25 protein-coding genes and 1 pseudogene are annotated in these 25,854 nt (G+C 71.3%); 16 read left to right on the plus strand and 10 right to left on the minus strand.

All coding sequences use genetic code 11. The features are described from left to right. Positions 1-175: 175 nt before the first annotated feature. From DPM19_RS20675 to DPM19_RS20690, 4 genes are read left to right on the plus strand one after another with little or no spacing between them, the layout of a single operon-like run. Positions 176-1,297: an acyl-CoA dehydrogenase family protein gene (locus tag DPM19_RS20675; RefSeq protein ID WP_111869596.1), complete on the plus strand. Its 1,122-nt coding sequence runs from the start codon at positions 176-178 to the stop codon at positions 1,295-1,297. Next, complete coding sequence (locus DPM19_RS20680) at positions 1,297-2,469, plus strand: acyl-CoA dehydrogenase family protein (RefSeq protein ID WP_111869597.1); 1,173 nt, start codon at positions 1,297-1,299, stop codon at positions 2,467-2,469. The genes DPM19_RS20675 and DPM19_RS20680 overlap by 1 nt, the downstream gene beginning before the upstream one ends. 8 nt (positions 2,470-2,477) lie before the next feature. Then, entirely contained in the window at positions 2,478-3,770 is a 1,293-nt protein-coding gene (locus DPM19_RS36390; RefSeq protein ID WP_325050266.1) for an OB-fold domain-containing protein, read from the plus strand. Then, complete coding sequence (locus DPM19_RS20690; protein WP_111869598.1) at positions 3,767-4,927, plus strand: lipid-transfer protein; 1,161 nt, start codon at positions 3,767-3,769, stop codon at positions 4,925-4,927. Before DPM19_RS36390 ends, DPM19_RS20690 begins: the two co-directional genes overlap by 4 nt. A 57-nt stretch (positions 4,928-4,984) precedes the next feature. On the opposite strand, the gene DPM19_RS20695 is transcribed toward DPM19_RS20690, so the two are convergent. Further along, positions 4,985-5,290, minus strand: a complete 306-nt coding sequence (locus tag DPM19_RS20695) for a hypothetical protein (RefSeq protein WP_111869599.1) — start codon at positions 5,288-5,290, stop codon at positions 4,985-4,987. 135 nt (positions 5,291-5,425) lie between these two features. Beyond that, positions 5,426-6,088 carry a hypothetical protein gene (locus tag DPM19_RS20700; RefSeq protein ID WP_111869673.1) on the minus strand — a complete coding sequence of 221 codons (663 nt, stop codon included), beginning with the start codon at positions 6,086-6,088 and terminating at the stop codon, positions 5,426-5,428. Between the two features lie 336 nt (positions 6,089-6,424). On the opposite strand from DPM19_RS20700, the gene cyaB reads away from it, so the two are divergent. Continuing rightward, positions 6,425-6,973, plus strand: a complete 549-nt coding sequence (gene cyaB, locus DPM19_RS20705; protein WP_111869600.1) for a class IV adenylate cyclase — start codon at positions 6,425-6,427, stop codon at positions 6,971-6,973. Here the strand turns inward: cyaB and DPM19_RS20710 are convergent. From DPM19_RS20710 to DPM19_RS35370, 4 genes are read right to left on the minus strand one after another with little or no spacing between them, the layout of a single operon-like run. Then, complete coding sequence (locus DPM19_RS20710) at positions 6,967-7,773, minus strand: endonuclease/exonuclease/phosphatase family protein (protein ID WP_111869601.1); 807 nt, start codon at positions 7,771-7,773, stop codon at positions 6,967-6,969. The two genes, cyaB and DPM19_RS20710, sit on opposite strands and share 7 nt — an antisense overlap. 4 nt (positions 7,774-7,777) lie before the next feature. After that, on the minus strand, positions 7,778-8,392 hold the full coding sequence (tmk, locus tag DPM19_RS20715; protein ID WP_111869602.1) for a dTMP kinase: 615 nt from the start codon (positions 8,390-8,392) through the stop codon (positions 7,778-7,780). Further along, a complete protein-coding gene (locus DPM19_RS20720; RefSeq protein ID WP_111869603.1) occupies positions 8,389-9,498 on the minus strand; it encodes a radical SAM protein in 1,110 nt (369 codons plus the stop codon). The genes tmk and DPM19_RS20720 overlap by 4 nt, the downstream gene beginning before the upstream one ends. A gap of 20 nt (positions 9,499-9,518) precedes the next feature. Continuing rightward, positions 9,519-9,956, minus strand: a complete 438-nt coding sequence (locus DPM19_RS35370) for an ATP-binding protein (RefSeq protein ID WP_158566842.1) — start codon at positions 9,954-9,956, stop codon at positions 9,519-9,521. Between the two features lie 247 nt (positions 9,957-10,203). Between DPM19_RS35370 and DPM19_RS20730 the strand changes: the two genes are divergently transcribed. Both DPM19_RS20730 and DPM19_RS20735 read left to right on the plus strand, forming a co-directional pair. Beyond that, positions 10,204-11,580: a helix-turn-helix domain-containing protein gene (locus DPM19_RS20730; RefSeq protein ID WP_111869605.1), complete on the plus strand. Its 1,377-nt coding sequence runs from the start codon at positions 10,204-10,206 to the stop codon at positions 11,578-11,580. A 12-nt stretch (positions 11,581-11,592) separates the two neighbouring features. After that, the gene (locus DPM19_RS20735; protein ID WP_111869606.1) at positions 11,593-12,570 is read left to right on the plus strand and encodes an aldo/keto reductase; all 978 of its coding nucleotides are present in this window, start codon (positions 11,593-11,595) and stop codon (positions 12,568-12,570) included. A 59-nt stretch (positions 12,571-12,629) separates the two neighbouring features. On the opposite strand, the gene DPM19_RS20740 is transcribed toward DPM19_RS20735, so the two are convergent. The 3 genes from DPM19_RS20740 to DPM19_RS20750 form a co-directional block, all read right to left on the minus strand. Next, complete coding sequence (locus DPM19_RS20740; RefSeq protein WP_111869607.1) at positions 12,630-13,067, minus strand: NUDIX domain-containing protein; 438 nt, start codon at positions 13,065-13,067, stop codon at positions 12,630-12,632. Positions 13,068-13,207: 140 nt separating this feature from the next. Beyond that, the gene (locus DPM19_RS20745; protein WP_111869608.1) at positions 13,208-13,399 is read right to left on the minus strand and encodes a DUF397 domain-containing protein; all 192 of its coding nucleotides are present in this window, start codon (positions 13,397-13,399) and stop codon (positions 13,208-13,210) included. An 88-nt stretch (positions 13,400-13,487) separates the two neighbouring features. Further along, positions 13,488-14,117: a TetR family transcriptional regulator gene (locus tag DPM19_RS20750; protein ID WP_111869609.1), complete on the minus strand. Its 630-nt coding sequence runs from the start codon at positions 14,115-14,117 to the stop codon at positions 13,488-13,490. A gap of 166 nt (positions 14,118-14,283) precedes the next feature. Here DPM19_RS20750 and DPM19_RS20755 point away from each other — a divergent pair, with 166 nt between their 5' ends. Then, complete coding sequence (locus DPM19_RS20755; protein WP_111869610.1) at positions 14,284-15,897, plus strand: MFS transporter; 1,614 nt, start codon at positions 14,284-14,286, stop codon at positions 15,895-15,897. Here DPM19_RS20755 and DPM19_RS20760 read toward each other — a convergent pair. Then, positions 15,894-17,048, minus strand: a complete 1,155-nt coding sequence (locus tag DPM19_RS20760) for an RNA polymerase sigma factor (protein WP_111869611.1) — start codon at positions 17,046-17,048, stop codon at positions 15,894-15,896. The two genes, DPM19_RS20755 and DPM19_RS20760, sit on opposite strands and share 4 nt — an antisense overlap. 222 nt (positions 17,049-17,270) lie before the next feature. Here DPM19_RS20760 and egtA point away from each other — a divergent pair. The 8 genes and pseudogenes from egtA to DPM19_RS20795 all read left to right on the plus strand — a co-directional run. Further along, positions 17,271-18,428: pseudogene (gene egtA / locus DPM19_RS35835) on the plus strand (ergothioneine biosynthesis glutamate--cysteine ligase EgtA); the annotation flags it as partial. A gap of 93 nt (positions 18,429-18,521) precedes the next feature. Beyond that, positions 18,522-19,847, plus strand: coding sequence for an ergothioneine biosynthesis protein EgtB (egtB, locus tag DPM19_RS35375; protein ID WP_199485205.1), 1,326 nt, complete (start codon positions 18,522-18,524; stop codon positions 19,845-19,847). Beyond that, a complete protein-coding gene (gene egtC, locus DPM19_RS20770; protein ID WP_111869674.1) occupies positions 19,847-20,584 on the plus strand; it encodes an ergothioneine biosynthesis protein EgtC in 738 nt (245 codons plus the stop codon). The genes egtB and egtC overlap by 1 nt, the downstream gene beginning before the upstream one ends. A gap of 27 nt (positions 20,585-20,611) precedes the next feature. After that, a complete protein-coding gene (gene egtD / locus DPM19_RS20775; protein ID WP_111869613.1) occupies positions 20,612-21,568 on the plus strand; it encodes an L-histidine N(alpha)-methyltransferase in 957 nt (318 codons plus the stop codon). Positions 21,569-21,634: 66 nt separating this feature from the next. After that, complete coding sequence (locus tag DPM19_RS20780; protein WP_111869614.1) at positions 21,635-22,759, plus strand: acyltransferase family protein; 1,125 nt, start codon at positions 21,635-21,637, stop codon at positions 22,757-22,759. A 101-nt stretch (positions 22,760-22,860) separates the two neighbouring features. After that, complete coding sequence (locus DPM19_RS20785; RefSeq protein ID WP_233510530.1) at positions 22,861-23,835, plus strand: LacI family DNA-binding transcriptional regulator; 975 nt, start codon at positions 22,861-22,863, stop codon at positions 23,833-23,835. Between the two features lie 189 nt (positions 23,836-24,024). Then, a complete protein-coding gene (locus tag DPM19_RS20790) occupies positions 24,025-25,122 on the plus strand; it encodes an ABC transporter ATP-binding protein (protein ID WP_111869616.1) in 1,098 nt (365 codons plus the stop codon). After that, a complete protein-coding gene (locus tag DPM19_RS20795) occupies positions 25,119-25,781 on the plus strand; it encodes an ABC transporter permease (RefSeq protein WP_233510531.1) in 663 nt (220 codons plus the stop codon). Before DPM19_RS20790 ends, DPM19_RS20795 begins: the two co-directional genes overlap by 4 nt. The last annotated feature ends 73 nt before the right edge of the window (positions 25,782-25,854 follow it).

A 25,854-nucleotide genomic window follows, 5' to 3' on the forward strand; every position in this document is an offset into this window, starting at 1 on the left:
CTGAAGCCGCCTCGATCGTGTGCAAGACATCACGTTCCAGTTAGTAGTCCCTGACAGAGGCGGTTGTTCCTGATCGCTCGCGCTGGCCCGCCTGCTCTGGACACTTACTAGAATCTGTTCTATTTTTCGCCGTGGAGGCGTGCGACGACGCAGCGAGCCTGACAGGAGCGGACGCGTGGACTTCGACCTCGACGAGACCCAGACCGACCTGCGGGAGCTCGCCGCCGGGCTGCTCACCCGCGAGGCGACCACCGCGCGGCTGGAGGCACACGAGAAGAGCAACGCCCCCTACGACCAGGCGGCCTGGAAGGCGCTGGCCCAGGCGGGCTTGCTCGGCGTCTGCCTGCCCGAGGAGGCCGGCGGGGCGGGGCTCGGCGCGGTGGAGCTCGCGGTGATCCTCCGCGAGATCGGCGTGCGTGCCGCCCCGCTCCCGGCCTACCCCGCGCTGGCGCTCGCCGCGGCACCGATCGCCCGGCACGGCACCCCGGCCCAGCGCGCCCTGCTGGGCCCGCTGGCCGAGGGCGAGGCGATCATGACCGGGGCGTTCCGCGCGCCGGGCGCGGGCGACCCGGTCGCCGCCGCCCGGCCCGACGGGGACGGGCACGTGCTCGACGGGGTGCTGACCTTCGTGCCCTACGCCGCGGAGTCCGCGCTGGTCCTGGTGCCCGCCCGGGTGGCCGGCGCCGGGGTCGGGGTCTTCCTGGTGGAACCGTCCACGCTGGACCTGACCCCGCACCTGGCCGCCACCGGCGAGCCGATGTACCGGATCGGGCTGGCGGGCGTCCGAGCCGGCCCGGACGCGCTGCTCGGCGGGACCGCCGACGGCGCCGCCTGGCGGACGCTGCGCCGGCACGCCGTGGCGGGGGCCGTCGCCACCGCCTCCGGGGTGATCGCCGGCGCGCTGGACCTGACCACCGAGTACGTCAAGACCCGCGAGCAGTTCGGCCGGGCGCTGGCCCAGTTCCAGGCCGTGACGATGCAGATCAGCGACGCCTACATCGCCCGGCGGGCGCTCGACGTCGCGATGTGGGCGGGCGTCTGGCGGCTGGCCGTCTCCGCCGAAGACGACGTCGACGAGGTGCTCGCGATCGCCGGATACAACGCCTGCGACCCGGTGATCCGGGCGCTGTACACCTGCCAGCACCTGCACGGCGGGATCGGCCTCGACGTGACCTACCCGCTGCACCGCTACTTCGCCTGGGCCAAACACCTCGGCCACCTGCTCGGCGGCGCGCAGGCCCAACTCGACGCGGTCGGCGACCTGCTCGCCGGCGCGCCGGCGCCCCAGGAGGGCTGATGTTCATCGACCTGACCGAGGAGCAGCGCAGGCTCCGCGCCGAACTGCGGGAGTACTTCGCCGGCTGCCTGACCGCCGAGCAGCGCGCCGCGATCGCGGCCGACCCGTTCGGCCCGCCCTACATCGAGCACTGCCGGCGGCTGGGCCGCGACGGCATGCTGGGCGTGGCCCTGCCCAAGGAGTACGGCGGGCGCGGCTACGGCCCGGTGGAACAGCAGATCTTCGCCAACGAGATCGCCCGCGCCGAGGTGACCTACCCGCTCATCACGCTGAACTCGGTGGCGCCGACCATCCTGGAATACGGCTCCGAGGAGCAGAAGCGGTTCTTCCTGCCCCGGATCCTGGCCGGCGAGTGCCACTTCGCGATCGGCTACAGCGAGCCTGGGGCGGGCACCGACCTGGCCGCGCTGCGCACCACCGCCGTCCGGGACGGCGACCACTACATCGTGAACGGGCAGAAGATCTTCACCTCGGGCGCGCACCACGCCGACTACGTCTGGATGGCGGTGCGCACCGACCCGGAGGCCAAGAAACACAAGGGCATCTCGATGCTCATCGTGGACTGCGCCGACCCCGGCTTCTCGTGGACCCCGATCATCACCATGGACGGCCAGCACCACACCAACTCCACCTACTACCAGGACGTCCGCGTCCCGGTGGACATGCTGGTCGGCGAGGAGAACCGGGGCTGGGACCTGATCGTCAACCAGCTCAACCACGAGCGGGTCACGCTGGGCCCGGCGGGCAACATCGGGCACACCTACGACCGGTTCGCCCGCTGGGCGCGCACCGCGGCCGGCCCGGCCGGCCGGCCGCCGATCGAGGAGCCCGAGGTCCGCCGCGCGCTCGCCCAGGTCTACGCGTACCTGCGGGTCAACGAGCTGCTCAACTGGCAGGTGGCGGCCAACGCGGACCTGGGCTGGCTGGGCGCGGCGGACGCGTCCGCCACCAAGATCTACGGTTCGGAGCGCATGCAGGAGGTGGGCCGGATCGTGGGCGAGGCGGTCGCCCGGTACGGCGACCCGGCCGACCCCTTCACCGCCGACTTCGTCCGGCGGCTCGACCGCGGCGCCAAGGGCGCGCTGGTGCTGACCTTCGGCGGCGGGGTCAACGAGGTCCAACGCGAACTGATCGCGATGCTCGGCCTCGGCCTGCCGCGCGCCCCCCGGTGAGGAGCCCTGTGAACGACCTGGACGAACGGCTGACGAAGCTCGCGGCGCGGCTGGCCGGGGCGGGCGAGTCCCCGCCCGCGCCCTGCCCCGACCCGATCGGCCTCGCCGCGATCCGCACCTGGACGCAGGCGATCGGCGACACCACCCCGGAGTACCTCGACCCGGTGGCGGGGGTCGCCCCGCCGGCGATGATCCAGGTCTGGTCGATGCCCGGGCAGGGCGTGGTGCACGGCCGCGGCGCCGCCGACGAACTGCTGCGGCTGCTGGACGAGGAGGGGTACACCGGCATCGTCGCCACCGACTGCGAGCAGTCCTACGACCGCCCGCTGCGGCACGGCGAGCACCTGAGCTCGGCCTCCCGGTTCGCCGGGATCGCCGGGCCCAAGCGGACGGCCCTGGGCGAGGGGTACTTCGTCACCTGGTACCAGACCTGGTACGACGAGACCGGCGAGCGTGTCGGGGAGATGCTGTTCCGGGTGCTGAAGTTCCGGCCCCGCCCGCCGGCGCCGCCCACCGGGCAGGTGCCGCATCCCGCGACCAGCCGGGACACCGAGTTCTTCTGGGCGGGCACGGCCGCGGGGGAGCTGCGGATCCAGCGCTGCGCCGGGTGCGGGGCGCTCCGGCACCCGCCCGGCCCGATGTGCCCGCGGTGCCACTCCACCGAGCGGGGGTACACGGTGGCGTCCGGCCGGGGGAGCGTGCACAGCCACGTCGTGCACCACCACCCGCCGGTGCCGGGCCGCACCCCGCCCTACGTGGTCGCCCTGGTCGACCTGGACGAGGGGGTGCGGATGGTCGGGAACGTGGTCGGCTGCCCGCCGGAGGAGGTGACGGTCGGCCTGCCCGTCCGGGCGGTCTTCGAGCGGGTGGACGACGACCTCGTCCTGGCGCAGTGGACCCCGGTGGACGCCCTGGAACCGGAGCCGGCGGCGGAGGAACCCGTCCCGCCGGACGCGCTGGCCATCGAGCTCACCCCCACCTTCGTGATCGCGGCCGCGCTGGCCACCCGCGACTTCATGCCGGTGCACCACGACCCCGCGGCCGCCCGGGCGCAGGGCGGCAAGGACGTCTTCCTGAACATCCTGACCACCATGGGCCTGGTGCAGCGGTACGTCACCGGCCTGCTGCCGGGGGCGGCGATCGCGGGCATCTCGATCCGGCTGGGAGCCCCCGCCTACGCGGGGGACACGCTGACCCTCACCGGGCGGCGGACCGGCGAACACACGGTCGAGGTGCGCGGCGCGGTGTCCCTCGGCGACCACGTGACCGCCACCGTGCGGCTGGCGGAGGGGAACCGATGACGCTCTCGGGCCGGACGGCGATCGCGGGGATCGGGGCGACGGAGTTCTCCAAGGACTCGGGCCGCTCGGAACTGCGGCTGGCCGCGGAGGCGTGCCTGGCGGCGATCCGGGACGCCGGGCTGGCCCCCGCCGACGTCGACGGGCTGGTCACCTTCACCCAGGACGCCAACGCCGAGATCGCGGTGCAGCGCGAGCTGGGCATCCCGGCGCTGCGGTTCTTCTCCCGGGTGGACTACGGCGGCGGCGCGGCGTGCGGCACCGTGGCGCACGCCGCGATGGCGGTCGCCACCGGCCAGGCCGAGGTGGTGGTCTGCTACCGGGCGTTCAACGAGCGCTCCGGCCAGCGGTTCGGCCAGGCGGCCCCGGCCGGGCGCACCGGCTCCACGGGCCTGGAGTTCTCCTGGCACCTGCCCTACGGGTTCGCCACCCCCGCGGCCTGGGTGGCCATGCAGGCCCGCCGCTACATGCACGAGTACGGCGCCACCGGCGAGGACTTCGGCCGGGTGGCGGTGGCGATGCGCCGGCACGCGGCGACCAACCCGCGGGCCTGGTTCCACGGCCGGCCGATCACGCTGGAGGAGCACCAGGCGTCCCGGTGGATCGTCGATCCGCTGCGCCTGTTCGACTGCTGCCAGGAGTCCGACGGCGGGGTGGCGGTCGTGGTGACCTCGGTGGAACGGGCGCGCGACCTGCCGCACCCGCCCGCGGTGATCGCGGCGGCGGCCCAGGGCACCGGCCCCGACCAGATGATGATGTTCGGCTACTACACCGGCGACGTGGCGGCGCTGCCCGCGATGGGCGTGGTCGGCGACCGCCTCTGGCGGGACTCCGGGCTGGCGCCGGGCGACGTCCAGGCGGCGATTCTCTACGACCACTTCACGCCTTTTGTCATGATCCAACTGGAGGAACTAGGCTTCTGTGCCCGGGGTGAGGCGCGCGACTTCATCTCCGATGGAGGGATCGAGATCGATGGTCGGCTGCCGGTCAACCCGAACGGGGGTCAGCTGGGTGAGGCGTACATCCACGGCATGAACGGCATCGCCGAGGGCGTCCGCCAGATCCGCGGCACCGCCGCCAACCAGGTGCCCGGCGTCGAGCACGTCCTGGTCACGGCGGGCACCGGGGTGCCCACCAGCGGTCTGATCCTCAGCGCCTGAGCCCGCTCTTCCGCCGCCTTCCCGGCACCTGCGGCGGGTTCGTCGGCGTCGTCGCGCTCACGAAGGGATGATCCCCGCCCGCCGCTGCTGCCGCACCCGCCGCCTCATGGCCACACCGGGGATGGCGACCGCGAGCAGGACCGGGATCGCGGCGGCGATCCCGACCCAGAGAACGATGGCGAGGTAACCGTAGGCGGCGTTCCTCGTGTCCGCGTCCGCCAGTGCGAGGAGGACGATGCTCACCACGAACGCGACCACCATGAGGACCGCGATGATGATCGCGAGCCCGAGGAGAACGCCGGCCCATCGCCGGTAGCCGGCGCTGACCGCCGGGGCCTGCGGTGGCGCGTACGCACCGGGCATCTGGGCTGGGTGAGGGACTGGCTGCTGGTCGTACATGGGCCCAGTTCTACTGTGTGCGGCCCCGGAACACCAACCTCACCGCTGACGGGCACGGGCGAGGCGGCCGTGCCCGCGATGCAGGACGTGACCGGCCGGTCACTTCTTCCCGGAGTCCCACGAGGTGGCACCGAAGGTGCGCAGCAGGACGATTAGCGCAGCCCCGAGCCGCCAGTCCAGTTCCGGCGCGTGCAGATGCAGCTTGCTGCCTTTGGATCTGAACTCCAGCAGCAGCCGGCCGCGCGCGCGCCACCTGATGCGCCGGGGGGGACGCATGACACCAGCCTCATTGCCGGGGATGCTGTCGAAAATGGTGACCAGGAGGATCAGCACCTGCATGGGCAGCGACAGCCACCACAGGCACCACCAGACGATCCGGCCCTTGAAGCCCACCGCCTCGGGGCCGCCGGGCTGGGACACGGTCCAGCGGGTGCGCAGGCCCCTGCCGCGGAGCGCCTTCTCCCGCACGAGCGTGCCGATGAGTTCGCCGTGCGTACCGAACACCTGAAACACCGCGACACCGCCGGCGGCCGACTGGGTCACCAAGGTGGCCACCCGCTCCTTGCGGTACACGTCGGCCCACAGGACGAAGGAGCGCGCGCCGCTGCGGCGGGCCTCGAGGTACGCGGGTATGCCGCCCGGCGGCAGTTCGCGCTCCGCGTGCGCGACCACCCGGGTCGGTCCAGATCCGTCGGAGAAGTCGACCACGCCCATGATCTGCGCCGGGGCGCCGTCGCGGGTGCTCGCCTGGGAAAACCTCATGGCCATTACATTGCTCACCCGACGCACTCCTCCATGCTTGCGCAGGTGTGGCTCCAGCCGCGCCCACTCAACATTTGTCAAACAACCCCGCCCATAAGCGGTGAAAACGATACACCGGTCGGCCCGTAACCCGCCTGTCGGACAGGCCCTGGAGGCCGTAATGGCCGCGGATCCTCCCAGGGGGTTGGTCCCGCGTCTCGTAGTGGCCGACGTCGAACACGTCGCGGTCACCGCGGGCACCGGCGTCCCCACCAGCGGCCTGATCCTCAGCGCCTGAGGGGTCCGCGGGCTAGGCTCCTCCGGATGGTGGCCGTGGGAGCGGGGGCGGGGGCGGGAATGAGCGGACCGCAGGAGATCGAGGTCAAGTACAGGGTTTTCGACCTCGACGACCTGGAGCGCGAGCTGGCGGCGCGCGGGGTGATCCTCTCCGAACCGGTCCATCAGGACGACCAGGCTTTCGCGCAGGGCGGCTGGAGCTACGGGCAGAGCAAGGTCGGAGTGCCGTTCGCCCGGCTCCGGACGCAGGCGGGCCGGCACCTGTTCACCGTGAAGCGGCCGGTCGCCAACGAGATGGCGTGCATCGAGCACGAGAGCGAGGTCACCGACCGCGAGGAGATGCGGCGCGCGGTCGAGCTGATGGGCTTCTACCCGACCGTCCGGATCGTGAAGACCCGGCGGACGGCGCGGCTCGGCGAGCTGTTGCTGTGCCTCGACGAGGTCGAGCACGCGGGATCCTTCCTGGAGATCGAGAAGGTTCTCGGCCAGGGCGAGGACGGCGAACTCGTGCAGGCCGAGCTGGACGAGTTCGCCCGGTCATTGGGCGCGCGCCTGGAACGCACGACCGAGACCTATGACTCGATCGTGCGCGCGGCCCTTCTTCAGTAGAGACGGAGTGTCTCGATCGGCTCACTGTCCTCGGTCGGCCGGGTGGTGTGCAGCATGCTCAGGATGGTCGCATCGAGGGCCAGGCTCACGGCGGAGTGATCAGTGAGGCGCTCCTCGCGTACACCGTGCACGTAGGCCGACACCATGATTCGGTCGGCGAGCGTTGCATCGACATGGAAGTAGTCGTATCGGTAACCGTCGCCCGTTCTACCAACCCAGCTGTGCGGCTGATCATCCGGCGAGAGATGGAGATGAGCGTCGAGGAGTTCTCGCGCGCTGAGCCTCTCGAAGAACTCGTACTCGAAGGGCAGGAAGGTTCGATATCGGGGCCGGTGGTCACGATCGATCACGTTGTAGTCGCCACCCAGCACGAGGGCGCCCCTCGACTGCTCGGATATGCCGTCGAGCGCGGCGAGTAGTGAAGCGAGGAAGTCCCGCTTGCGCTTCGTCTTCTCCACGCTCCGGTCCCGGCTGGGCACGTACACCGCGATCGCCAGGATCCTCGGCTCGGTGTCCAGGACGGCAGCCGCCACGCGCCCGGGAACGGTGACGTCCATGGTCAGCTCGGAGACCACCGACACCCTGCTCACCAGCGCGGCACCCCGATCACCGACGTCCGGTGTCTTGACGACGTGATAGCCGGCTCGGCGAAAGCGTTCGAGCAGGTATGACGTGCCGGCCCCGGCGCTGGTCTCGGTCAGCAGGAAGACCTGTTCGGGCCGCAGGGCAAGCCATGACAGGAGCCCTTCGGCTCGCTTGCGGCTGGCGGCGCCGAGGTTGACGGTCAGAAGGTCGAGCACAGGGTTACCTCACGTTCGCGAGCAGACCGAGGAGCTCGATCCGGTTGATCATTGCGGAGACGACTTCGTCGGGAGCAAGCCCTCGGCAGTCAATCTTGGCCTGCCGCCAGCGGCGTCGGCCGAGGAAGCGATACGCCTCTTCGTACAGGTCGAGTTCGGTGGTGGGAGAACCGGTGCGTTCGAGTCGTGAGAGCCTCTGCCGTTCCTTCAATCGAGCCGTGATCGTGTTCGGGTCGTCCTCGAGGTAGAACGAGAGGTCGGGAGACGGTACGAAGCGGTTGTACTGCCAGATCTCCGGTAACTCCATACGGTCGAGCCTCTGCAAGACCAGCGACGATTGAACGAACCTGTCGCTGATGACGACCTTCCCGGAGTTGAGCGCTGGAATGATCTCCCGCTCCACATGGGCGCAGCGATCGGCGGCGATGGCGAGCGCGAGCGCTCGCCCCGACAACTGGGATTCGCTCGCTCGGATCATCCTTCCCAGCGGCGTTGCCGAGGGTTCAGTGGTCAGGTGGACACGGATTCGGCGATCACGGAACTGCTTGGCCAGCAAGACCGCGGCGGTGGACTTTCCGACGCCGTTCGGACCTTCGATCACGAGGAAGACGCCGCTCATACCGGTCGCCGGCCGATCTGAAGCAAGGGCAGATCGTCACTGTCGGGAACGGGGCACTGCTCGACGTCCACCTCGCCGATCAGCCGACCGCGCGAGATCACCGCAGCAGGGCACCCCTTCCCGCATGAAGGTTCCAGGGCGCAACTCCCGCACTTGCCGTTGGCGCCCATCTGGAGGGTGGCCGCGAGATCGTAATCGTCGAGGCCGTTCGCGACCTCGCCGTCGAGGATGTTGCCGACGAGAAAGTCCGAGTCGGGGTGCTGAGACTGCGGAGTCCGTGCGGCGAAGACGAGGTAGGGGCAGACAGCGGTCAGCCCATCCGCGAAGACGTAGATCAGCTTCCCGGCATCGCACCCTGAGAGCGGCTTGTCGTCATTCGGAAACCGGATGTGTACGAGGTCGACACCGCGGTCACGGAACCGCTCGGTGGCCTTGAAGATCGCACGCATTTTCCCGACGTCGGCGGCCATGCGCCCCTGGCTCTTCACTCCTCGCCCGAATGAGGAGAGGGGGTTCATGAGCACGTATCCGGCACCGATCTCGACCGCGAACTCGCAGAGCGCGGTGAACTCTTCCACGTCTGTCAGCGAGTTGGGGGTTGAGAGTAAGCCCTGAAGCAGCCCGGCTTCGGCGAACTTCCGGGTCGTCTCGACGGTCGTCTCGAACGAGCCGACGTTGCCCCGGAACTTGCCGTGACTTTCAGGCCTGAAACCGTCGAGACTCACGTTGACATGGACATTGCCCATGGCGGCGAGTTCCTCGATCTGCTCGTCGCTGGCCTGGGTTGCGTTGGTGCAGATCCCCAAGGGCAGCCCGAGGTTGGTGATCCGTTGGCAGATCTCCATGATCTGAGGATGTACGAACGGCTCCCCGCCGGTGAGGGTGATGCGCTCGACTCTCGCACTCTGGAGCCTCGGAACGACCTTGATGCTGATGTCCTCGTAGGACATGTCCGTGCCCTTGAGCCCGGAGGACACGAAGCAGTGGGCGCAGTGGAGATTGCAACGTTCGGTGATCTGGATGAGAGCCTTCCTCCCATCGCCGGCCACGGACGTCCGGAAATAGCAGGAGTTCGCGTTGGTGTCGATGATCAGTGAGCGTTTCACAATGGCCTTCCGATGCAGTTCTAGGGTTCGTCGGAGAGTTGTCCGTCGAGCTTCCAGGCGGCCCAGCAGACCTTGCCGTCATCGGTCTGGTAGTGGCCCCACTGGTCGGTCAGCGCCTCGATCAGCGGGAGCCCGCGGCCGCCCTCATCGTCTTCGGTGGCCTTTCTGGGCTTGGGCTGGGCGAATGAGGCGTCATGCACCTCGGCGACGAGGTGGGTTTCGGTGAGCCGCAGCGCCACCCCGATGAACGCGAGGGGCTGGGCGTGCCGCACGCTGTTGGTCACGAACTCGCTTACGGCGACCGCGCAGTCGTCCGCGAACGCAGTGAGACCCCATTGGGGAAGGGAGTCCCGAACCAGCAGACGGGCCTCGCGGGCGGCAGCGGGGAGCGCGACGAGTTTGCGGCTCTCGGTTTTCTTGTCGGGGCAGCCCTTCCCGGGGCGAAAGTCTGACGGCATGTGTTTGACCGATCCGGACGCGGAGCCATGCGAGGTCTCCTGGGTGGGTGATGGCTTCCCGAGGGTGCTCAGCAACTCGTTTGTGCGGTCAGAGCAGCGGAGCGGAAGCGCCTTCGTGGTTCGTGCCGGTGCCCGGCTGGACATCGGCCCCGTGTCGAGGAAACCGCCGTTGCCGAGTCGCCAGCGGCTTTGCGCACGATCTGCGACAATCTGCTGACAGATTGAAGGTGCCGGACGGAGGTCGGGCATGGCCGCGAGTGATTCCGTGACCGAGGCCCGCCGCGCGCTGGGACGACGCCTTGCCGCTGCGCGCAGGTCAAAGGGCCTCAACCAGAACTTGTTCGCTCCGCTCACCGGCTACAGCCGAAGCACGGTCGCCAATGTCGAGACCGGACGTCAGCACGTCGCCCGGGACTTCTGGGCACGCTGCGATCGAGTGCTCGGCACCCATGATGAGTTCGCGAGGGCACACGACGAGATTGAGACGTTGCTCGCCGGGCAGTATGAGCAGGCCGCGCAAGAGGCCGAGACGGACCGCCGCGCGGCGCTGGCGTTCCTGGACCGGATCGATGCGGGAGAGGAGGGGAGTTCCTCGAAGCGGCGCCAAGCGTTGGGCCTGTTCTGGACGGCGTTCGCCCACGCGGCGACGCCTGACGCGCTCGAAGCCCTCGAACGGGTCGCCGGGTCGGGCATCCCCGCCAGGGTCGACCGGCGCCTGATCAGGGCCAGCGAGGAACTCGCCGAGACGCTCGCAGGTCTCTACCGTGGCGGCGACCCGCGCATCAGCATGCCGCCCACGATCGCCCTCGCCAACAACCTGCTCCAGCTCATCGACCTACCCATGAGCGACTCCGTTCGTGCCGACCTCACCTCTCTGATCGTCGGGGTTCACTGCCAAGTCGGCCTGTGGGCTTGCCACATGCACCGCAGCACACTCGCGCTCAGGTACCTCTCGACCGCATGCGAAATCGGTTCTCTCAGCGGAGAGCGGCCTCTGCGGGCTCGTGCTCTCGGTGCCTTGAGCTACCTGTACTCCTCGGCGCCTAGAGGAGGTCAAGGGGGCCGACCCCGGCGCGCCTTGGCGCTCCTGGACGAGGCTCTCGATCCGTCGATGCATACCGACCCCTTCACCAAAGGCTGGCTCGCGACCTGGCGAGCCGATCAACACGCCGCGCTCGGCGATCTGGTGGCCGCCCGGGCAGATGCCCACACCGCCGCCAAGGAACTCGGCGCACGCGATCGGGGCGTTCTCACCGGCTTCTTCTCCCGGCAGAACTACGGGCAAGGGATGGGTGGCCACCTGCGCAGTGTGCAAGGCGTCATCCTCGCTCTTGATGGCAAGGCGGACGACGCGTCCCGAACGTTCGCGTCCGTTCAGAGGGCCGCGCACAACGGGCGCCGCAAGGTGGCCACTCACGCACACCAGGCTCTCGCGCTGGTCGAGACCGGCGAGGCCGAAGCCGCGTGCGACTCGCTCGCGAAGTCGATCGAGCTGGCCGCAGCCGAACGGTACGACATGGGAATCCAGCGTTCGGCGGGGGTCAGGCAGAGATTCCCTGCGAACTGGGAGACCCTCCCATGCGTGAGAGAACTGGATGATCAGTTCCAAGCGCTCGCCGTCTGACGAAGGAGGGAGATGGAGTACGCACGGCTCGGGGGCTCGGGGCTGAAGGTCTCGCGCATCTGTCTCGGCATGATGGGTTTCGGGTCCAAGCAGTGGCGTCCGTGGATGCTCGACGAGCATGAGGCCGAGCCGATCGTCCGCCGGGCCGCCGACCTGGGCGTGATCTTTTTCGACACGGCGGACGTCTACTCGCAGGGTGTCAGCGAGGAGATCACGGGCCGTCTGTTGGCGAAGATCTTCCCGAGCCGTGACGACTACGTGCTCGCGACCAAGGCCAACTCGCCGATGGGGCAGGGACCCAACGATCGGGGCCTGTCGCGCAAGCACCTGTTCGCCGCCGTCGAGGCTTCGTTGAGACGGCTGAACACCGACCATATCGACCTGTTCCAGGTCCACCGCTGGGATCCCGAGACCCCGATCGAGGAGACGCTCGAAGCGCTGAACGATCTCGTGAGGTCAGGGAAGATCCGCTACCTCGGAGCCTCCAGCATGTTCGCCTGGCAGTTCGCCAAAGCGATCTTCACTGCCGAACGTCATGGCTGGGCAGGGTTCGTCTCGATGCAGAACCACTACAACCTGGTCTACCGGGAGGAGGAGCGGGAGATGATCCCGTTCTGCCTGGACCAGGGGATCGGCGTCCTCCCCTGGAGCCCGTTGGCCCGGGGCCTGCTGGCCGGTACTCGAACCCGGGAAGGCGGCCAGACGGTCCGCGCCCGCAACGACACCTTCGCGGACCGGCTCTATGACGAGTCCGACTTCGATGTCGTGGACGTGCTGAACACGATCGCCGGCAAGCGCCGGACTCCGTCGGCTCAGATCGCCCTTGCCTGGCTGTTGGGCAGATCTGGCGTGACGGCACCGATCATCGGCGCCAGCCGGACCGGGCATCTCGACGACGCGGTTGCCGCGCTCGACGTGGAACTCGACGCCGACGAGGCCACCAGGCTCGAAGCTCCGTACCGGCCGCACGCCATTCGAGGCCATTCCTGACCGCCCCCATACGCCCACCTTGATCTCGTCCACTGTCGCACCCGTTTTCAGGGTGAGCCTTACTGGACGGGTGGGGAGCTGAGGAAGCGGAGGATGCCCTGACGGATGTAGGGGGGAATGGTCAGGTGGGCGAGGTGTTCGGGGGCGAAGAACTGGAGCTTGACGCCTTCGGCGAGTGGTAGCCGCGTCTCGTCGCCGTCCCAGGTCGTGGCGAAGAAGGTGATGAGCTGGCCGGAGCCGTGGACGTCCTTGGTTTCGAAGAGCTTGGCCGGGTTGTGGACGGTGAGTCCGGCTTCTTCGTGGAGTTCGCGGACGATGGCGTCGGTGGGGTTCTCGCCGGGGTCGCATCCGCCGCCCAGCAGGCTCCAGTGGCCGGGCCAGGCGATGCCGTCGATGTCGTCGCGGAGGTGGAGCAGGAGTTCCCCGCGCCGGTTGGTGATGATCACGACGGCTCCGCGCGGTTCTCCGGCGGACAGGTTCTCACCGGGTTCGCCCATCCGTCCACCGTAGTGAACGGGCAGATCATCACGCGGCGGTTGTCAATGCGTGGTCGGAGAACTACACCGCCGCCATCAGTGCTCACCACCGCGTAGTCGTGGTTGTTGGTGACGAGATGGCTGGTCTCGCCTTTGTTCCGTCAGAGGTTCGACCGGGTGCTCTTCAGCCGTGCCACGAGAACGGCGAAATTCTCGGCGGGGATGGTGATGTGGCCGGTGCCGGGGGCCTTGGAGTCGCGGAACGCGATGACTCCGTTGAGTCGGGCCACCTCAATGCAGTCGGAGTGGGTCGAGGAGCCGCCGCTGTGGCTGGACTTCCTCCAGACGGTCATGAGTACCTCTCCATTGTTTCTGTGAGCAGGCGCAATGATGCTTCATCGGGCAAGGCAACGTCCCCGATGAGGGGTATCTCAGTGCGGCTCAGGCTCGCGGCGGGTCCCAGCCCTCGTCGAGGATGGCGAAGGCGCGGTCGGCGGTTTCGGCCAGGCACGCGTCGCCGAGGACGCCGGCGCGCATCGCGTCGGCCGCAGCGTTCATGGTGCAGATGGCGGTCGCGGCCACCACGTGCGGGCGCAGGTCGGTGGCGGGGTCGAGGCCCATCCGGTCGGCGACCGCACGGGTCAGGTCGGCCTGCTTCTTCTGGGAGTGTTCCAGGCTGCTCGCCAGCAGGGCCGAGCTGCTGGCCATCAGGCTCTGCAGGCACTGGAACCGGTCGGGGTCGAAGCCCTGCTCGCCCTGCTCGCAGGCCCGGGCGATGCCTACCACGGTGCGCCGCAGCGCCGTCATGATCGGCTCGTCGGCGGGGCGGGCCGCCAGCGCGGCCAGCAGGGCGGCGTGCTGCTCCTCCTGGAACGTGAGCGCCACGTCCTCCTTGGAGGCGAAGTAGCGGAAGAACGTGCGGGAGGAGACGTCGACGGCGTCGGCGATCTCCTCGACCGTCGTGGCCTCGAAGCCCTTGCGGGCGAACAGCTCGAAGGCGCTGCTGATCAGGGCCTCGCGGGTGCGCAACTTCTTGCGCTCGCGCCGTCCCGTGGGCTCGGTCACGGTCATGGGCGGAGTGTAACGCTCGGGTCATCCGATGACAACAGGCAGCGGATGAAGATGTGCGCTCTATGACTAAAGTCTCTCAGTGACTCAAGTCTGTTGACGACAGATGTCAGTACATGACACTTTGGGGTCTCGTCACCGTTAGAGGCATATCGAGAGGTCAGACCGCATGTCCGACTCGCCGAGCGCCGTCCTGGCGCCCGACCCGGCACCCCACCACCATCACCACCACGGCGCGCATCGCCGGACTCGCCGGACCCGCGGCCACCCCTGGCTGACCCTGGTCGCCGTCGCGCTCGGCGTGATGATGGTCGGCCTGGACGCCACCGTGGTGTCCATCGCCAACCCCGCGATCGCCCGCGACCTGGGCGGCGGCCTGTCCGGCCTGCAGTGGGTCACCAACGCCTACCTGCTCGCCCTGGCCGTGACCCTGATCCCCGCCGGCAAGATCGCTGACCGGTTCGGCCGCCGGCGGGTCTTCCTCGTCGGGGTGGTCGGCTTCGCCGTCTCCTCGGTACTGATCGGCCTCTCCGGCGGGCTCGGCATGGTCATCTTCTGGCGGGTCCTCCAGGGCTTCGCCGGGGCGCTGCTCCAGCCGGCCAGCCTGGCGATTCTGCGCAACACCTTCCCGGCCGAGCGGCTCAACGCCGCCATCGGCATCTGGGGCGCCACCGTGGGCGTCTCCATCGCGGGCGGCCCGATCGTGGGCGGGCTGCTGGTGGAGCACGTCAACTGGGAGTCGGTCTTCTTCCTCAACCTCCCGCTGGGCGCGGTCGCGCTGGCCGTCGGCCTGCTGGTGATCCGCGAGTCGCGGGACGAGGAGGCGGCCGGAGCGTTCGACCTGTCCGGGGTGGCGCTGCTGTCCGGCGCGCTGTTCGCCCTGGTCTGGGGGCTGATCAAGGCGGGCGAGGACGGGTTCGGCGCCGCCGTCCCGCTGGTCTCCTTCGCCGCCGCCGCGGTGCTCGTCGTGGCCTTCGCCGTCAACGAGCAGCGGGTCCCGCATCCGCTGCTGCCGCTGAGCCTGTTCCGCTCGGCCTCGCTGTCGGCCGCGACCGGCCTGATCGTCCTCGGCTTCTTCGCCATGTTCGGCACCATCTTCTTCATCACGCTCTACATGCAGCAGGTGCACGGCATGAGCCCGGTCGAGGCCGGGGTGCGGATGCTGCCGATGACCGCCGTTTTCATCGTCGCCTCACCGCTGGCCGGGGCGCTGACCGCCCGGTACGGCCCGCGCCCGCCGCTGGTCGCCGGGATGCTGTTCACCGCGACGGCGCTGTTCGGCCTGTCCGGGATCGGGGTCGACGCCTCCTACGGCCGGATCTGGCCGTGGTTCCTGCTCATCGGGCTGGCGTTCGGCTTCGTGCTGGTGGCCGGGACCGAGGCCATCGTCGGCAACGCCCCCGCCCACCTCGCCGGGGTGGCGGGCGGCCTCCAGCAGACCGCCTCGCAGGTCGGCGGGGTGCTCGGCACCGCGGTGCTCGGCACGATCCTGTCCACCCGGGTGGGCGACGTCCTGACCGGCCGGCTGGCGGAGGCCGGCGTCCCACCGGCCGCCACGCAGGGCCTGGCCGGCACCACCGAGTACGTGGCGCAGGGCGTCGCCCCGGTGCCGCCCGGCACCCCGCCGGACGCCGCGCGGGCCATCGTCGAGGGCAGCCACCTGGCCTTCATGGACGGCTTCCAGGGCGCGATGACCGTGGCCGGCGTGGTCGCCCTGGCCGCCACCGGCCTCGCCCTCCTGGTCCGCCGCGGGAACACCCCGGTGGACGGCCCGATCCTCTAAGGCAGGAGCGGGAAGATCCCGCCGTCGTCGCCTGGGTCGGTGGGCTCGGGCGTGGGGGTGGGTTCCCCGGGCGGGCTGGGGGTCGGCTCGGGCGACTCCGTCGGCGGTTGCGACGGGTCCGGCGGCGGGGTCTCGGTCGGCGGCCCGGCCACCGGTGGCGGGACCGGCGAAACCACCGTGACCGGCGGGGCGGGCCGAGGCTCGGCCGGGGCGGGGGAGGAGCCCGGTTGCGGGGGTGCGGGCGCGGTCCCGGTGGCCGGCGGTGCGTCGCCGGTCCGGGGGGTGGTGGCCGTCCGGTTCTGCGGGCTGAGCCGGGGGCGCGCCGAGTGGGCCGTGGTGGGGGTCACGCCGGGCGTCTCGGTGACGCCGTCGTTCCCGCCCGGGACCAGGGAGCCGAACGCGTCGCCGGGGGAGCCCGTCCCGCCGGACGGCCAGATCGAGGCCAGCCCGGCCACCGCGGCGACGCACGCGGCCAGCCCGAACACCTCGCCCGCGCGCCGCGCCTTGCGGCCCTGCCGGGCGGCGGGCGCACCGATCGTGATCAGCGGCGCGGTGGCGGTGCCCACCGGGGAGTCGACGGCGGTGTGCGGCAGCGTGGCGGCGGCCGTGCAGGCGGCGACCGTGTCGGCCCGCAGCCAGGCCGGCGCCCGGCCGGGGGCCCGCCGGGCCAGCAGCGCCGGCAGCCGGCCCTTCTCGAAGGCGGAGATCACGTCGTGGTGGTGCGGTGAGACCGGCCCGCGCATCAGCATGTCGAGCACGGTCCGCTCCAGGCGGGTCCGGGCGAGGTACAGCATCTGCAGCACCGTGTCGGGGGCCAGGTGCAGCACCCGGGCGATGTCGGGGACGTCCAGCCACTCGCCCGCCGCCAGCAGCAGCACCTCGCGGTGGTCGGCGCGCAGCGCGGCGGCGGCGCGCAGCAGCGGGTCGGGGTCCCGGAGCCGGCCGAAGGCCCGGTCGAGGGCGCCCCGCCGGACGCAGACGTCGCGCGCCAGGGCGTACATCCACAGCACCGCGTCGCCGCGCGGCGGGTGCCGCGTCGCCACGGCGAACGTTTCGGCCACGGCCGCGGCGGCGTCGTCGCCGACCAGGGACCAGCAGTAGGAGTACAGCCGGTCCGCGTGGGCGTCGTAGAGGCGCTCCGGGTCCCTCATGTGACCTCCGGTCGCGACGGTGAGCGGGAGGAGTCCGAGCAGATCATGGCAGAGCTGCCAAACCTATGGAAAACGGGACGCTAGCGCACGGTGGCACGCCTGCCTAGGCCTGTGATTTCACACAACGGCAGGGCGTGTTCATCCTGTTTTTCTGGTTTAGGCGGATTACTGATCCGGTTCAGTCGGGAAGGGCATCGGAGCGTGTCCCACAGGAGGTTCCGGATGCCACTCACCGTCGAGGACGTCTACGACCACATACGCGGCGTCTGCTTCAAGACGGGCCCGCCCGGCACGGTAGGCGCCGAGACGGAGTGGCTGGTGGTGGACCTCGCAGACCCCGCCGCGCACGTGCCCCTCGACCGCGTGCGGGCCCTGGTCGGCCAGGCCGGCGACCGGCTGCCGGGCGGCAGCCGGATCACCTTCGAGCCGGGCGGCCAGCTCGAACTCAGCTCCGCCCCGCAACCCGGCGGGATCGCCCCCCTGCACCGGGCGCTGGCCGCCGACATCGCCACGGTCACCGGCCGGCTGGCCGGTGCCGGGCTCGCCCTCGCCGGGCACGGGGTCGATCCCGTCCGGCCGCCGCTGCTCCAGCACACCGACCACCGCTACCGGTGCATGGACGCCTACTTCGGCTGCCCCGCCGGCCCCGCCATGATGTGCACCAGCGCCTCGATCCAGGTCTGCGTCGACATCGGCGCCGACCAGGCCGGCCTGCGGGAACGCTGGCGGCTGGCGCACGCCCTCGGACCGGTGCTGGTGGCGGCCTTCGCCAACTCGCCGCTGCGCGCGGGCCGCCGTACCGGGCTGCGCTCCACCCGGCACGCGATCTGGGCCGAGCTCGACCCGGGCCGCACGGCGGCGCCCGTCGGGGACGACCCGGTCGAAGCCTGGACCCGGTACGTCCTGGACGCCCGGCTGATGCTGATCCGCGATCCGGACGGCGGCTGGCGGCCCGACCCGGGCCTGACGTTCGCGCAGTGGCTGGCCACCGGGGAACCCGGCCCCGAGGAACTGGACTACCACCTGTCCACGCTGTTCCCGCCGGTGCGCCCGCGCGGCTGGCTGGAACTGCGGATGATCGACGCGCTGCCCGAGCGCTACTGGCCGGTTCCGGTCGCGGTCGCCGCCGCCCTGCTGGACGACCCGCGGGCCGCCGCCACGGCCGCCGCCGCGACCGAGCCGGTGGCGGGCCGGTGGTGGACCGCCGCGGTCCGCGCGCTGACCGACCCTGCCCTGGCCGCCGCCGCCCGGAGCTGCTTCGACGCGGCCCGGGAGGCGCTGCCCCGGCTGGGCGCGGCCGACCTGGTGCCGCTGGTCGACGAGTACGCCGCCCGCTACGTCGAACGCGGCCGCTGCCCGGCGGACGACCTCCTTACCGGTCCGACCACCGGTCCGGCCGCGGGCCCGGCCGCCACCCCATCGACCACCCCACCGACCACCCCGCCCGCCCGGCACAGCAGAGGAGGAACCGCCGTGCCCACCACTCCCGTCCAGGACGAGGACGCGCTGAAGGAGCTGATCGCCGCCGAGCTCAGCGCCTCCCGCGACCGCAGCCTGGGACTGACCACCGACGTCCTCGCCACCCCCGAACTCCTCACCCAGGTCTCCCCGCTGATGTCGCCCCTGGTCTGGGACCTGGCGCACATCGGCAACTACGAGGAGCTGTGGTTGCTGCGCGCCGCCGCCGGCGGCGACCCGCTGCGCCCGGAGATCGACGGCCTGTACGACGCGTTCGAGCACCCCCGGGCCGAGCGGCCCAAGCTGCCGCTACTGCCCCCCGACGAGGCCCGGGCGTACATCGCCGAGGTCCGCACCCGGGTGCTCGGCACGCTGGAGGACGTCCGTTTCCGCCCGGACAACCCGCTGACCGCGGGCGGCTTCGTGTACGGGATGGTCGTCCAGCACGAGCACCAGCACGACGAGACCATGCTGGCCACCCACCAGCTGCGCAGGGACGCCGCCCTGCCCGACCCCGACCCGGCCGCCGCGCCGGCCGACGGCGGGCCCGGCCGGGACGAGGTGCTGGTCGAGGCCGGCCCCTTCGTGATGGGCGCCGAAGACGACCCGTGGGCGTACGACAACGAGCGGCCCGGCCACCTCGTGGACCTGCCCGCCTACTACATCGACACCGTTCCGGTCTCCGCCGGCGCCTACCTGGCGTTCATGGCGGCGGGCGGCTACGACGACGAGCGCTGGTGGGACCCGGCGGGCTGGGAGTGGCGGTGCTCGTCCGGGCGGCGCGCCCCCGGCTTCTGGTTCCGCGAGGGCGTGCAGTGGCTGCGCCGCCGGTTCGGCCGGGTGGAGCCGGTGCCGCTGGACGAGCCGGTGCAGCACGTGTGCTGGTATGAGGCCGACGCGTACGCCCGGTGGGCGGGCCGGCGGCTGCCGACCGAGGCCGAGTGGGAGAAGGCCGCCCGCTGGGACCCGGCCGCGGGCCGCTCGCGCCGCCACCCCTGGGGCGACGACCCGCCGGACGCCACCCGTGCCAACCTGGGCCAGCGCGCGCTGCGCCCGGCCCCGGCGGGGGCCTACCCGCGCGGCGCCTCCGCCTACGGCGTGCGGCAGCTGGTCGGCGACGTGTGGGAGTGGACGTCCTCGGACTTCCGCGGCTACCCCGGGTTCCGGTCGTTCCCCTACAAGGAGTACTCGGAGGTGTTCTTCGGCGCCGACTACAAGGTGCTGCGCGGCGGATCCTGGGCGACCCACCCGCTGGCCGCCCGGGGCACCTTCCGCAACTGGGACTACCCGATCAGGCGGCAGATCTTCGCCGGCTTCCGGTGCGCCCGGGACGCCGCCTGATGTGCCGTCACCTCGGCTACCTGGGACCGCCCCGCACGCTGGCCGCGCTGGTGTACGGGGGGACGCACTCGCTGGAACGCCAGACGTACGCGCCCCGGATGACCCAGGGCAACCTGCTCAACGCCGACGGGTTCGGCGTCGGCTGGTACCCGGCCGCCGGAGCCGCCCCGGTGCGGTTCCGGCGGGCCCAGCCGCTGTGGTCGGACCGGTCGTTCCAGGAGGTGGCCGGTGAACTGGCGGCGGGCTGCGCCGTCGCGGCCGTCCGCTCGGCCACGCTGGACTTCCCGGTGGACGAGTCGTGCGCCCAGCCGTTCCGCTGCGACGGCCGGCTGTTCAGCCACAACGGGGTGGTGCGCGACTTCCCCGGGGTGGAGTTCAAGTTGCGGGAACTCGCCGGCGACCTCGCCACGGTGCCCGACGCCCGCGCCCCGGTGGACTCCGCGTTGCTGTTCGGGCTGGCCGTCCGGCACTGGCGGGCCGGCCGACCGCTGGCCGAAGGGCTCGCCGGCGCGGTGGCGGACGTGGCGGCCCTCGCCGCCGGCCGCTACAACCTGCTCGCCGCCGACGGCGCCGCGCTGGCCGCCACCACCTGGGGCGACTCCCTCTTCGTCCACCGGAGCGAGGAGGCGGTGCTGATCGCGTCCGAACCGCTCGACGACGGCCCCGGCTGGGAGCCGGTGCCCGACCGTTCCCTGGTCCGTGCCGACCTGACAGGCGTGCAGATCACCCCGCTGTGACGTCCCGACCATTTCGAGGAGACCTTCGTGGACCGCTTCCTGACCGCCGACGATCTCGACAAGGCGCTGCGCGAGGACGTGCGCGCCGGGCTCACCACCGACCCCAAGGTCCTGCCGCCCAAGTGGTTCTACGACGAGCGGGGCAGCGCCTTGTTCGAGGAGATCACCCGGCTGCCGGAGTACTACCCGACCCGGCGGGAGCGGGAGATCCTCACCGACCAGGCGGCCGAGATCGCCGCGCTGAGCGGTGCGGAGACCCTGCTGGAGCTGGGCGCGGGCTCGGGCGAGAAGACCCGGCTGCTGCTCGACGCGCTCTCGTCGGCCGGCACGCTGCGGGAGTACGTCCCGGTGGACGTGAGCGGGGACTTCCTCGCCGCCGCGGCCGGGCAGATCGCCCGGGACTACCCGGCGCTGACCGTCCGGCCCGTGGCGGCCGACTACGAGCAGCACCTGCACCTGCTGCCCGCCGGGCGGAACCGGCTGGTGGCGTTCCTGGGCGGGACGATCGGCAACATGCCCCCGGCGGCCCGGATCGGTTTCCTCGCCCGGCTGGCCGCCACGATGTCGGAGGGCGACGCGCTGCTGCTGGGGGTGGACCTGGTCAAGGGCGAGCAGCGGCTGGTCCGGGCCTACGACGACGCGGCCGGGGTGACCGCCGAGTTCAACCGCAACGTGCTGCACGTGATCAACCGGGAGCTGGCGGCCGACTTCGTCCCGGCGGCCTTCGAGCACGTCGCGCTCTGGAACGCCGCCGACGAGTGGATCGAGATGCGGCTGCGCTCGATCATGGACCAGAGCGTGCGGATCGACCGGCTCGACCTGGAGGTCGGGTTCGCCGCCGGGGAGGAGATGCGCACCGAGATCTCGGCCAAGTTCCGCCCCGACCGGCTCACCGCGGAACTCGGCGCGGCCGGGCTGTTCCCGGCGGCCCGGTGGACCGACCGGGCCGGGGACTTCTCCGTGGTTCTGGCCCGACCCGTATGACGGGCGTTAACCCCTCGGTCACCGCCCCGTGGGGAACCGGTCACGGGACCTCGGCAGTGTTCGCGGGTGGCTCAGGCAAATCGACTCCGGGAACTCGACCTGCTCCGCTTTCTGGCGGCGCTGGGGGTACTGCTCTTCCATTTCACCGGCTTCGCGGGCAAGGGTCCCTGGCCCGAGTCGGCGGCGGAGACCTTCCCGGGAATGGATCAGGTGACCCGTTACGGCTACCTGGGCGTCGACCTGTTCTTCATGATCAGCGGCTTCGTCATCCTGATGAGCGCGTGGGGGCGCGGGCTGGGCTCCTTCGGGGTCTCCCGGGTGGTGCGGCTGATGCCCGCCTACTGGGTCGCGGTGCTGTTCGGCGTGTTCGTCTACCAGGTCTTCGGGCTGGGGCAGGGCACCGTCGCGCGGATGATCCCCAACCTGACGATGCTCCAGGCCGGGGTGGGCGTCGGCAACATCGACTCCGTCTTCTGGACGCTCTGGGTCGAGCTGCACTTCTACATGCTCATCGCCGGGCTGGTGGCGATCGGGCTCACCTACCGCACCTGCGTGATCTTCATGGCGTCCTGGATGTTCCTGGGGCTGTTCGCCAACGAGGCCGACAACAAGCTGCTCCAGGTGATGCTCATCCCCACCTGGAACATGTACTTCATCGCGGGCATGGCGCTCTACCTGATCTACCGGGCGGGGCCGTCGCTGCTGCTGTGGGGCTTCGTCGCGGTGACCTGGCTGCTGTCGCTGCACTGGGGCGCCTGGCGGGTGGAGGCGTCCCCCGCCTGGTCGCGCGGCGAGGAGCCGGTGGTGGCGGCCGTCATCACCGTGCTGTTCATCGTCATGATCCTGGTCGCCACCGGCCGGCTGTCGTGGCTGCGCTGGCGCGGCCTCACCGTGCTCGGCGCGCTGACCTACCCGCTGTACCTGACCCACGCGCAGCTCGCCCTGCCCCTGCTGGACGCGGTGTACCCGGGGCTGAACCGGTGGGCCGCGCTGGCCGTGCTCACGGCGGCGTCCCTGCTGCTGGCGTACGCGATCTACCGGCTGGTCGAGGTCCCCGGCACGGCCTGGATGCGGCCCCGCCTGCTCGCCTCCCTGGACCGGCTGCGCGCCGACCCCCTCCCGACCGTCCCGCCGCCGCGCCGCGAACCCGTCCCCGCGGAGCCGGAGCCCGCCCGCGCCGCGGCCCCCTGATCCGGAGCCGCCGTCCGGCGACCCGGGCCGCGGGGTCTGTCGGACCCCCGGCTTAGGGTGGAAAGGTGCCTCGCAGCTCCAAGCGTGCGACGATCCGTGAGGTGGCACGGGCCACGGGCCTGTCGCCCGCTGCCGTGTCGTACGCGTTGCGCGGCATCCAGACCTCGGCGCAGACCCAGGAGCGGGTGCGCCGGGCCGCCGCCGAACTGGGCTACGAGGCGCACCCGATCGCCCGGGCGTTGGCCAGCGGGCGCACCGGCATGGTCGGTCTGCTCTGCGGCTCGCTGGAGGACTACTGGCAGCAGTCGCTGGCCGTCGGCATCGGGCGGGCGCTGCTGGCCCGCGACCGTTACGCCCTGATCCTCGACGCCGCCGGCGACCCGGCCCGCGAGCAGGCCCTGGCCCTGCGGCTGCGCGACCAGCGGGTGGACGGGCTGATCGTGCAGCCGGTCGACCCCGCGGCGGGCTTCTGGACCGAACTCGCCGAGCACCTGCCGGTGGTGTCGGTCGGCGACGCGTTGCCCGGCGTCCGCGACCAGGGCGAGGTGGTGTTCGACAACCGGCACGGCGTCACCCTCGCGCTGGAGCACCTGTACGGGCTGGGCCACCGCCGGATCGCCGTGTTCACCCCCACCCGGCCGAGCACCCCCGACCGCCCCGCCGACGTCCACGTCGAGGCCGAGGCCGCCCGGCTGGGCGTCGAGGCCACCCTCGTCACCGCCGGCCAGGCGATCCCGCAGACCACCGCCGCGGCCACCGCCCTGCTGGCCGGCCCCGGCCGGCCCACCGCCGTCTTCTGCTTCTCCGACTCCATCGCCTACGGCGTCTACGCCGCCACCCGCGCCCTCGGCCTGGCCGTCCCCGGCGACATCTCGGTCTGCGGGTACGACGACCACCCCGTCTCCGCCCTGCTCACCCCGCCGCTGACCAGCGTCGACTGGAACATCGAGGGCATCGTCACCGACGCCGTCCAGTTGGTCGTCGACACCATCGACGAGCCCTCCGCCCACCACCGGATCGTCCGCACCCCGTCCCTGCGCGTCCGCCCCTCCACCGGCCCGGCCCCGAACTGGTGACGGCCCGCTGTCACACCCGGGGACTACGCTGGATTCGCTGAACGGTGGTGGTGAGCGTGTCGCCAGCAAACTATCCAGGTCGGTAATATAGGGAAAATTCCTATGTTTCTGGTGCGAGGTAGGGGAAAGATCGGTTCGCTATCTTGACATCCGGCACAGTCCATCGGCGCCCACGGGGAAGTGAACCAAGTGATCACCTTTGAGGGTGTCAGCAAGCGTTTCCCCGACGGGACCGTGGCCCTCGACGACGTCAGCCTGGAGTGCGCCACCGGCGAGATCACCGTCTTCGTGGGGACGTCGGGCGGCGGCAAGACCACCGCGCTGCGCACCGTCAACCGGATGGTCGAGCCCACCTCGGGTCGGGTGCTGATCGACGGCGCCGACGTGCGCGACCGGCCGCCCGCCGAGCTGCGCCGGGGCATCGGCTACGTCATCCAGCAGGCGGGCCTGTTCCCGCACCGGACGATCGCCGACAACATCGCGACCGTCCCCTACCTGCTGGGGGAAGGAAAGAAGCGCGCCCGCGCCCGAGCCCGGGAGCTGATGGAGCGGGTGGGGCTGGACCCCGCGCTGGCCGGGCGCTACCCCGCCCAGCTCTCCGGCGGGCAGCAGCAGCGGGTCGGCGTGGCCCGGGCGCTGGCCGCCGACCCGCCGATCATGCTGATGGACGAGCCGTTCAGCGCCGTCGACCCGGTGGTCCGCGGCGAGCTGCAGGCCGAGTTCCTGCGGCTCCAGGCCGAACTGCACAAGACCATCGTCTTCGTCACCCACGACATCGACGAGGCGATCAAGATGGGCGACCGGATCGCGGTGTTCCGCACCGGCGGCAAGCTGGTGCAGTTCGACACGCCCAAGAACCTGCTCGCCGCCCCCGCCGACGACTTCGTGGCCGACTTCATCGGCTACGACCGGGGCATCCGGCGGCTGTCGTTCGTCCCGGCCGCCGAACTGGAACTGGACGACCGCGCCGTGCTGCCGGAAAACGCCTCGGTGGCCGAGGCCCGGGCCACCGGTGCCGACTGGGTGCTGCTGACCGACTCCGGGCGCCGGCCGCTGGGCTGGGTCGCGGTGTCCGGGCTGGCCACCGACCGGTCCCTCCAGCACATGCCGCGGGCGCCGCTGGGGCACACGTTCAACGTCCGGGCCGACTCGGCGCGGGCCGCCCTGGACGCCGCCGTCCTGTCGCCGTCCGGCCTGGCCGTCGGCGTCGACGACGACGGGGTGGTGGTCGGGGTGGCGAGCCCGCTCGACCTGACGAACGCGATCGGCCGGGAGAGCGCGCGGTGATCGCCGCGCCCGCGGACGACGAGCCGCTGATCCGCTGGGACTGGCTCGCCCGCAACGCCGACGACATCGGCGGGATGCTCGCCGACCACGTCTACCTGTCGGTGGTCCCGGTGGTGATCGGCCTGGTGATCGCGCTGCCGGTGGGGCTGGCCTGCGCCCGCTGGCGGTGGATCTACCCGCCGGTGCTGGCCGTCACCAGCCTGCTGTACGCGCTGCCAGCCATCGCGCTGTTCGTGGTGCTCATCGCGTTCACCGGGCTGAGCCACACCACCGTGATGATCCCGCTGGCCCTCTACACCCTGTCGGTGCTGGTCCCCGGGGTGGTGGACGGGTTGCGCGCGGTGCCCGACCACGTCCGGCAGGCCGCCGTCGCGATGGGGTTCGGCCCGCTGCGCCGGCTGGTGCAGGTGGAGCTGCCGATCGCGGTACCGGTGGTGATGGCCGGGCTGCGGGTGGCGACCGTCTCCAACATCAGCCTGGTCAGCGTGGGCGCCCTGATCGGCATCGGCGGGCTGGGCGAGCTGTTCACCGACGGGTTCAACCGCGACTTCCCGACCCCGATCATCGCGGGCGTGGTGCTCACCATCCTGCTGGCCGTGGCCGCCGACGGCCTGCTCATCCTGGTCCAGCGGCTGCTCACCCCCTGGAGCCGCCAATGAGCACGGGCGACCCCCGGTGTCCGCGGGCGTACCCCCCGGAACCGCTGGTGAGCGCGGGTGACCTTCGGTACCT

This window comes from Actinomadura craniellae, assembly GCF_003289645.1.
Lineage (GTDB): Bacteria > Actinomycetota > Actinomycetes > Streptosporangiales > Streptosporangiaceae > Actinomadura_D > Actinomadura_D craniellae.

Bases quoted from the DNA above. Each gene is read 5' to 3' on its own strand.
- DPM19_RS20700 (WP_111869673.1), bottom strand. From the start codon at position 6,088: ATGAGGTTTTCCCAGGCGAGCACCCGCGACGGCGCCCCGGCGCAGATC.
- cyaB (WP_111869600.1), top strand. From the start codon at position 6,425: ATGAGCGGACCGCAGGAGATCGAGGTCAAGTACAGGGTTTTCGACCTC.
- DPM19_RS20760 (WP_111869611.1), bottom strand. From the start codon at position 17,048: ATGAGGGACCCGGAGCGCCTCTACGACGCCCACGCGGACCGGCTGTAC.
- DPM19_RS35370 (WP_158566842.1), bottom strand. From the start codon at position 9,956: ATGCCGTCAGACTTTCGCCCCGGGAAGGGCTGCCCCGACAAGAAAACC.
- DPM19_RS20750 (WP_111869609.1), bottom strand. From the start codon at position 14,117: ATGACCGTGACCGAGCCCACGGGACGGCGCGAGCGCAAGAAGTTGCGC.
- DPM19_RS20745 (WP_111869608.1), bottom strand. From the start codon at position 13,399: ATGACCGTCTGGAGGAAGTCCAGCCACAGCGGCGGCTCCTCGACCCAC.
- DPM19_RS20730 (WP_111869605.1), top strand. From the start codon at position 10,204: ATGGCCGCGAGTGATTCCGTGACCGAGGCCCGCCGCGCGCTGGGACGA.
- egtC (WP_111869674.1), top strand. From the start codon at position 19,847: ATGTGCCGTCACCTCGGCTACCTGGGACCGCCCCGCACGCTGGCCGCG.
- tmk (WP_111869602.1), bottom strand. From the start codon at position 8,392: ATGAGCGGCGTCTTCCTCGTGATCGAAGGTCCGAACGGCGTCGGAAAG.
- DPM19_RS20735 (WP_111869606.1), top strand. From the start codon at position 11,593: ATGGAGTACGCACGGCTCGGGGGCTCGGGGCTGAAGGTCTCGCGCATC.
- DPM19_RS20740 (WP_111869607.1), bottom strand. From the start codon at position 13,067: ATGGGCGAACCCGGTGAGAACCTGTCCGCCGGAGAACCGCGCGGAGCC.
- DPM19_RS20680 (WP_111869597.1), top strand. From the start codon at position 1,297: ATGTTCATCGACCTGACCGAGGAGCAGCGCAGGCTCCGCGCCGAACTG.
- DPM19_RS20695 (WP_111869599.1), bottom strand. From the start codon at position 5,290: ATGCCCGGTGCGTACGCGCCACCGCAGGCCCCGGCGGTCAGCGCCGGC.
- DPM19_RS20690 (WP_111869598.1), top strand. From the start codon at position 3,767: ATGACGCTCTCGGGCCGGACGGCGATCGCGGGGATCGGGGCGACGGAG.
- DPM19_RS20755 (WP_111869610.1), top strand. From the start codon at position 14,284: ATGTCCGACTCGCCGAGCGCCGTCCTGGCGCCCGACCCGGCACCCCAC.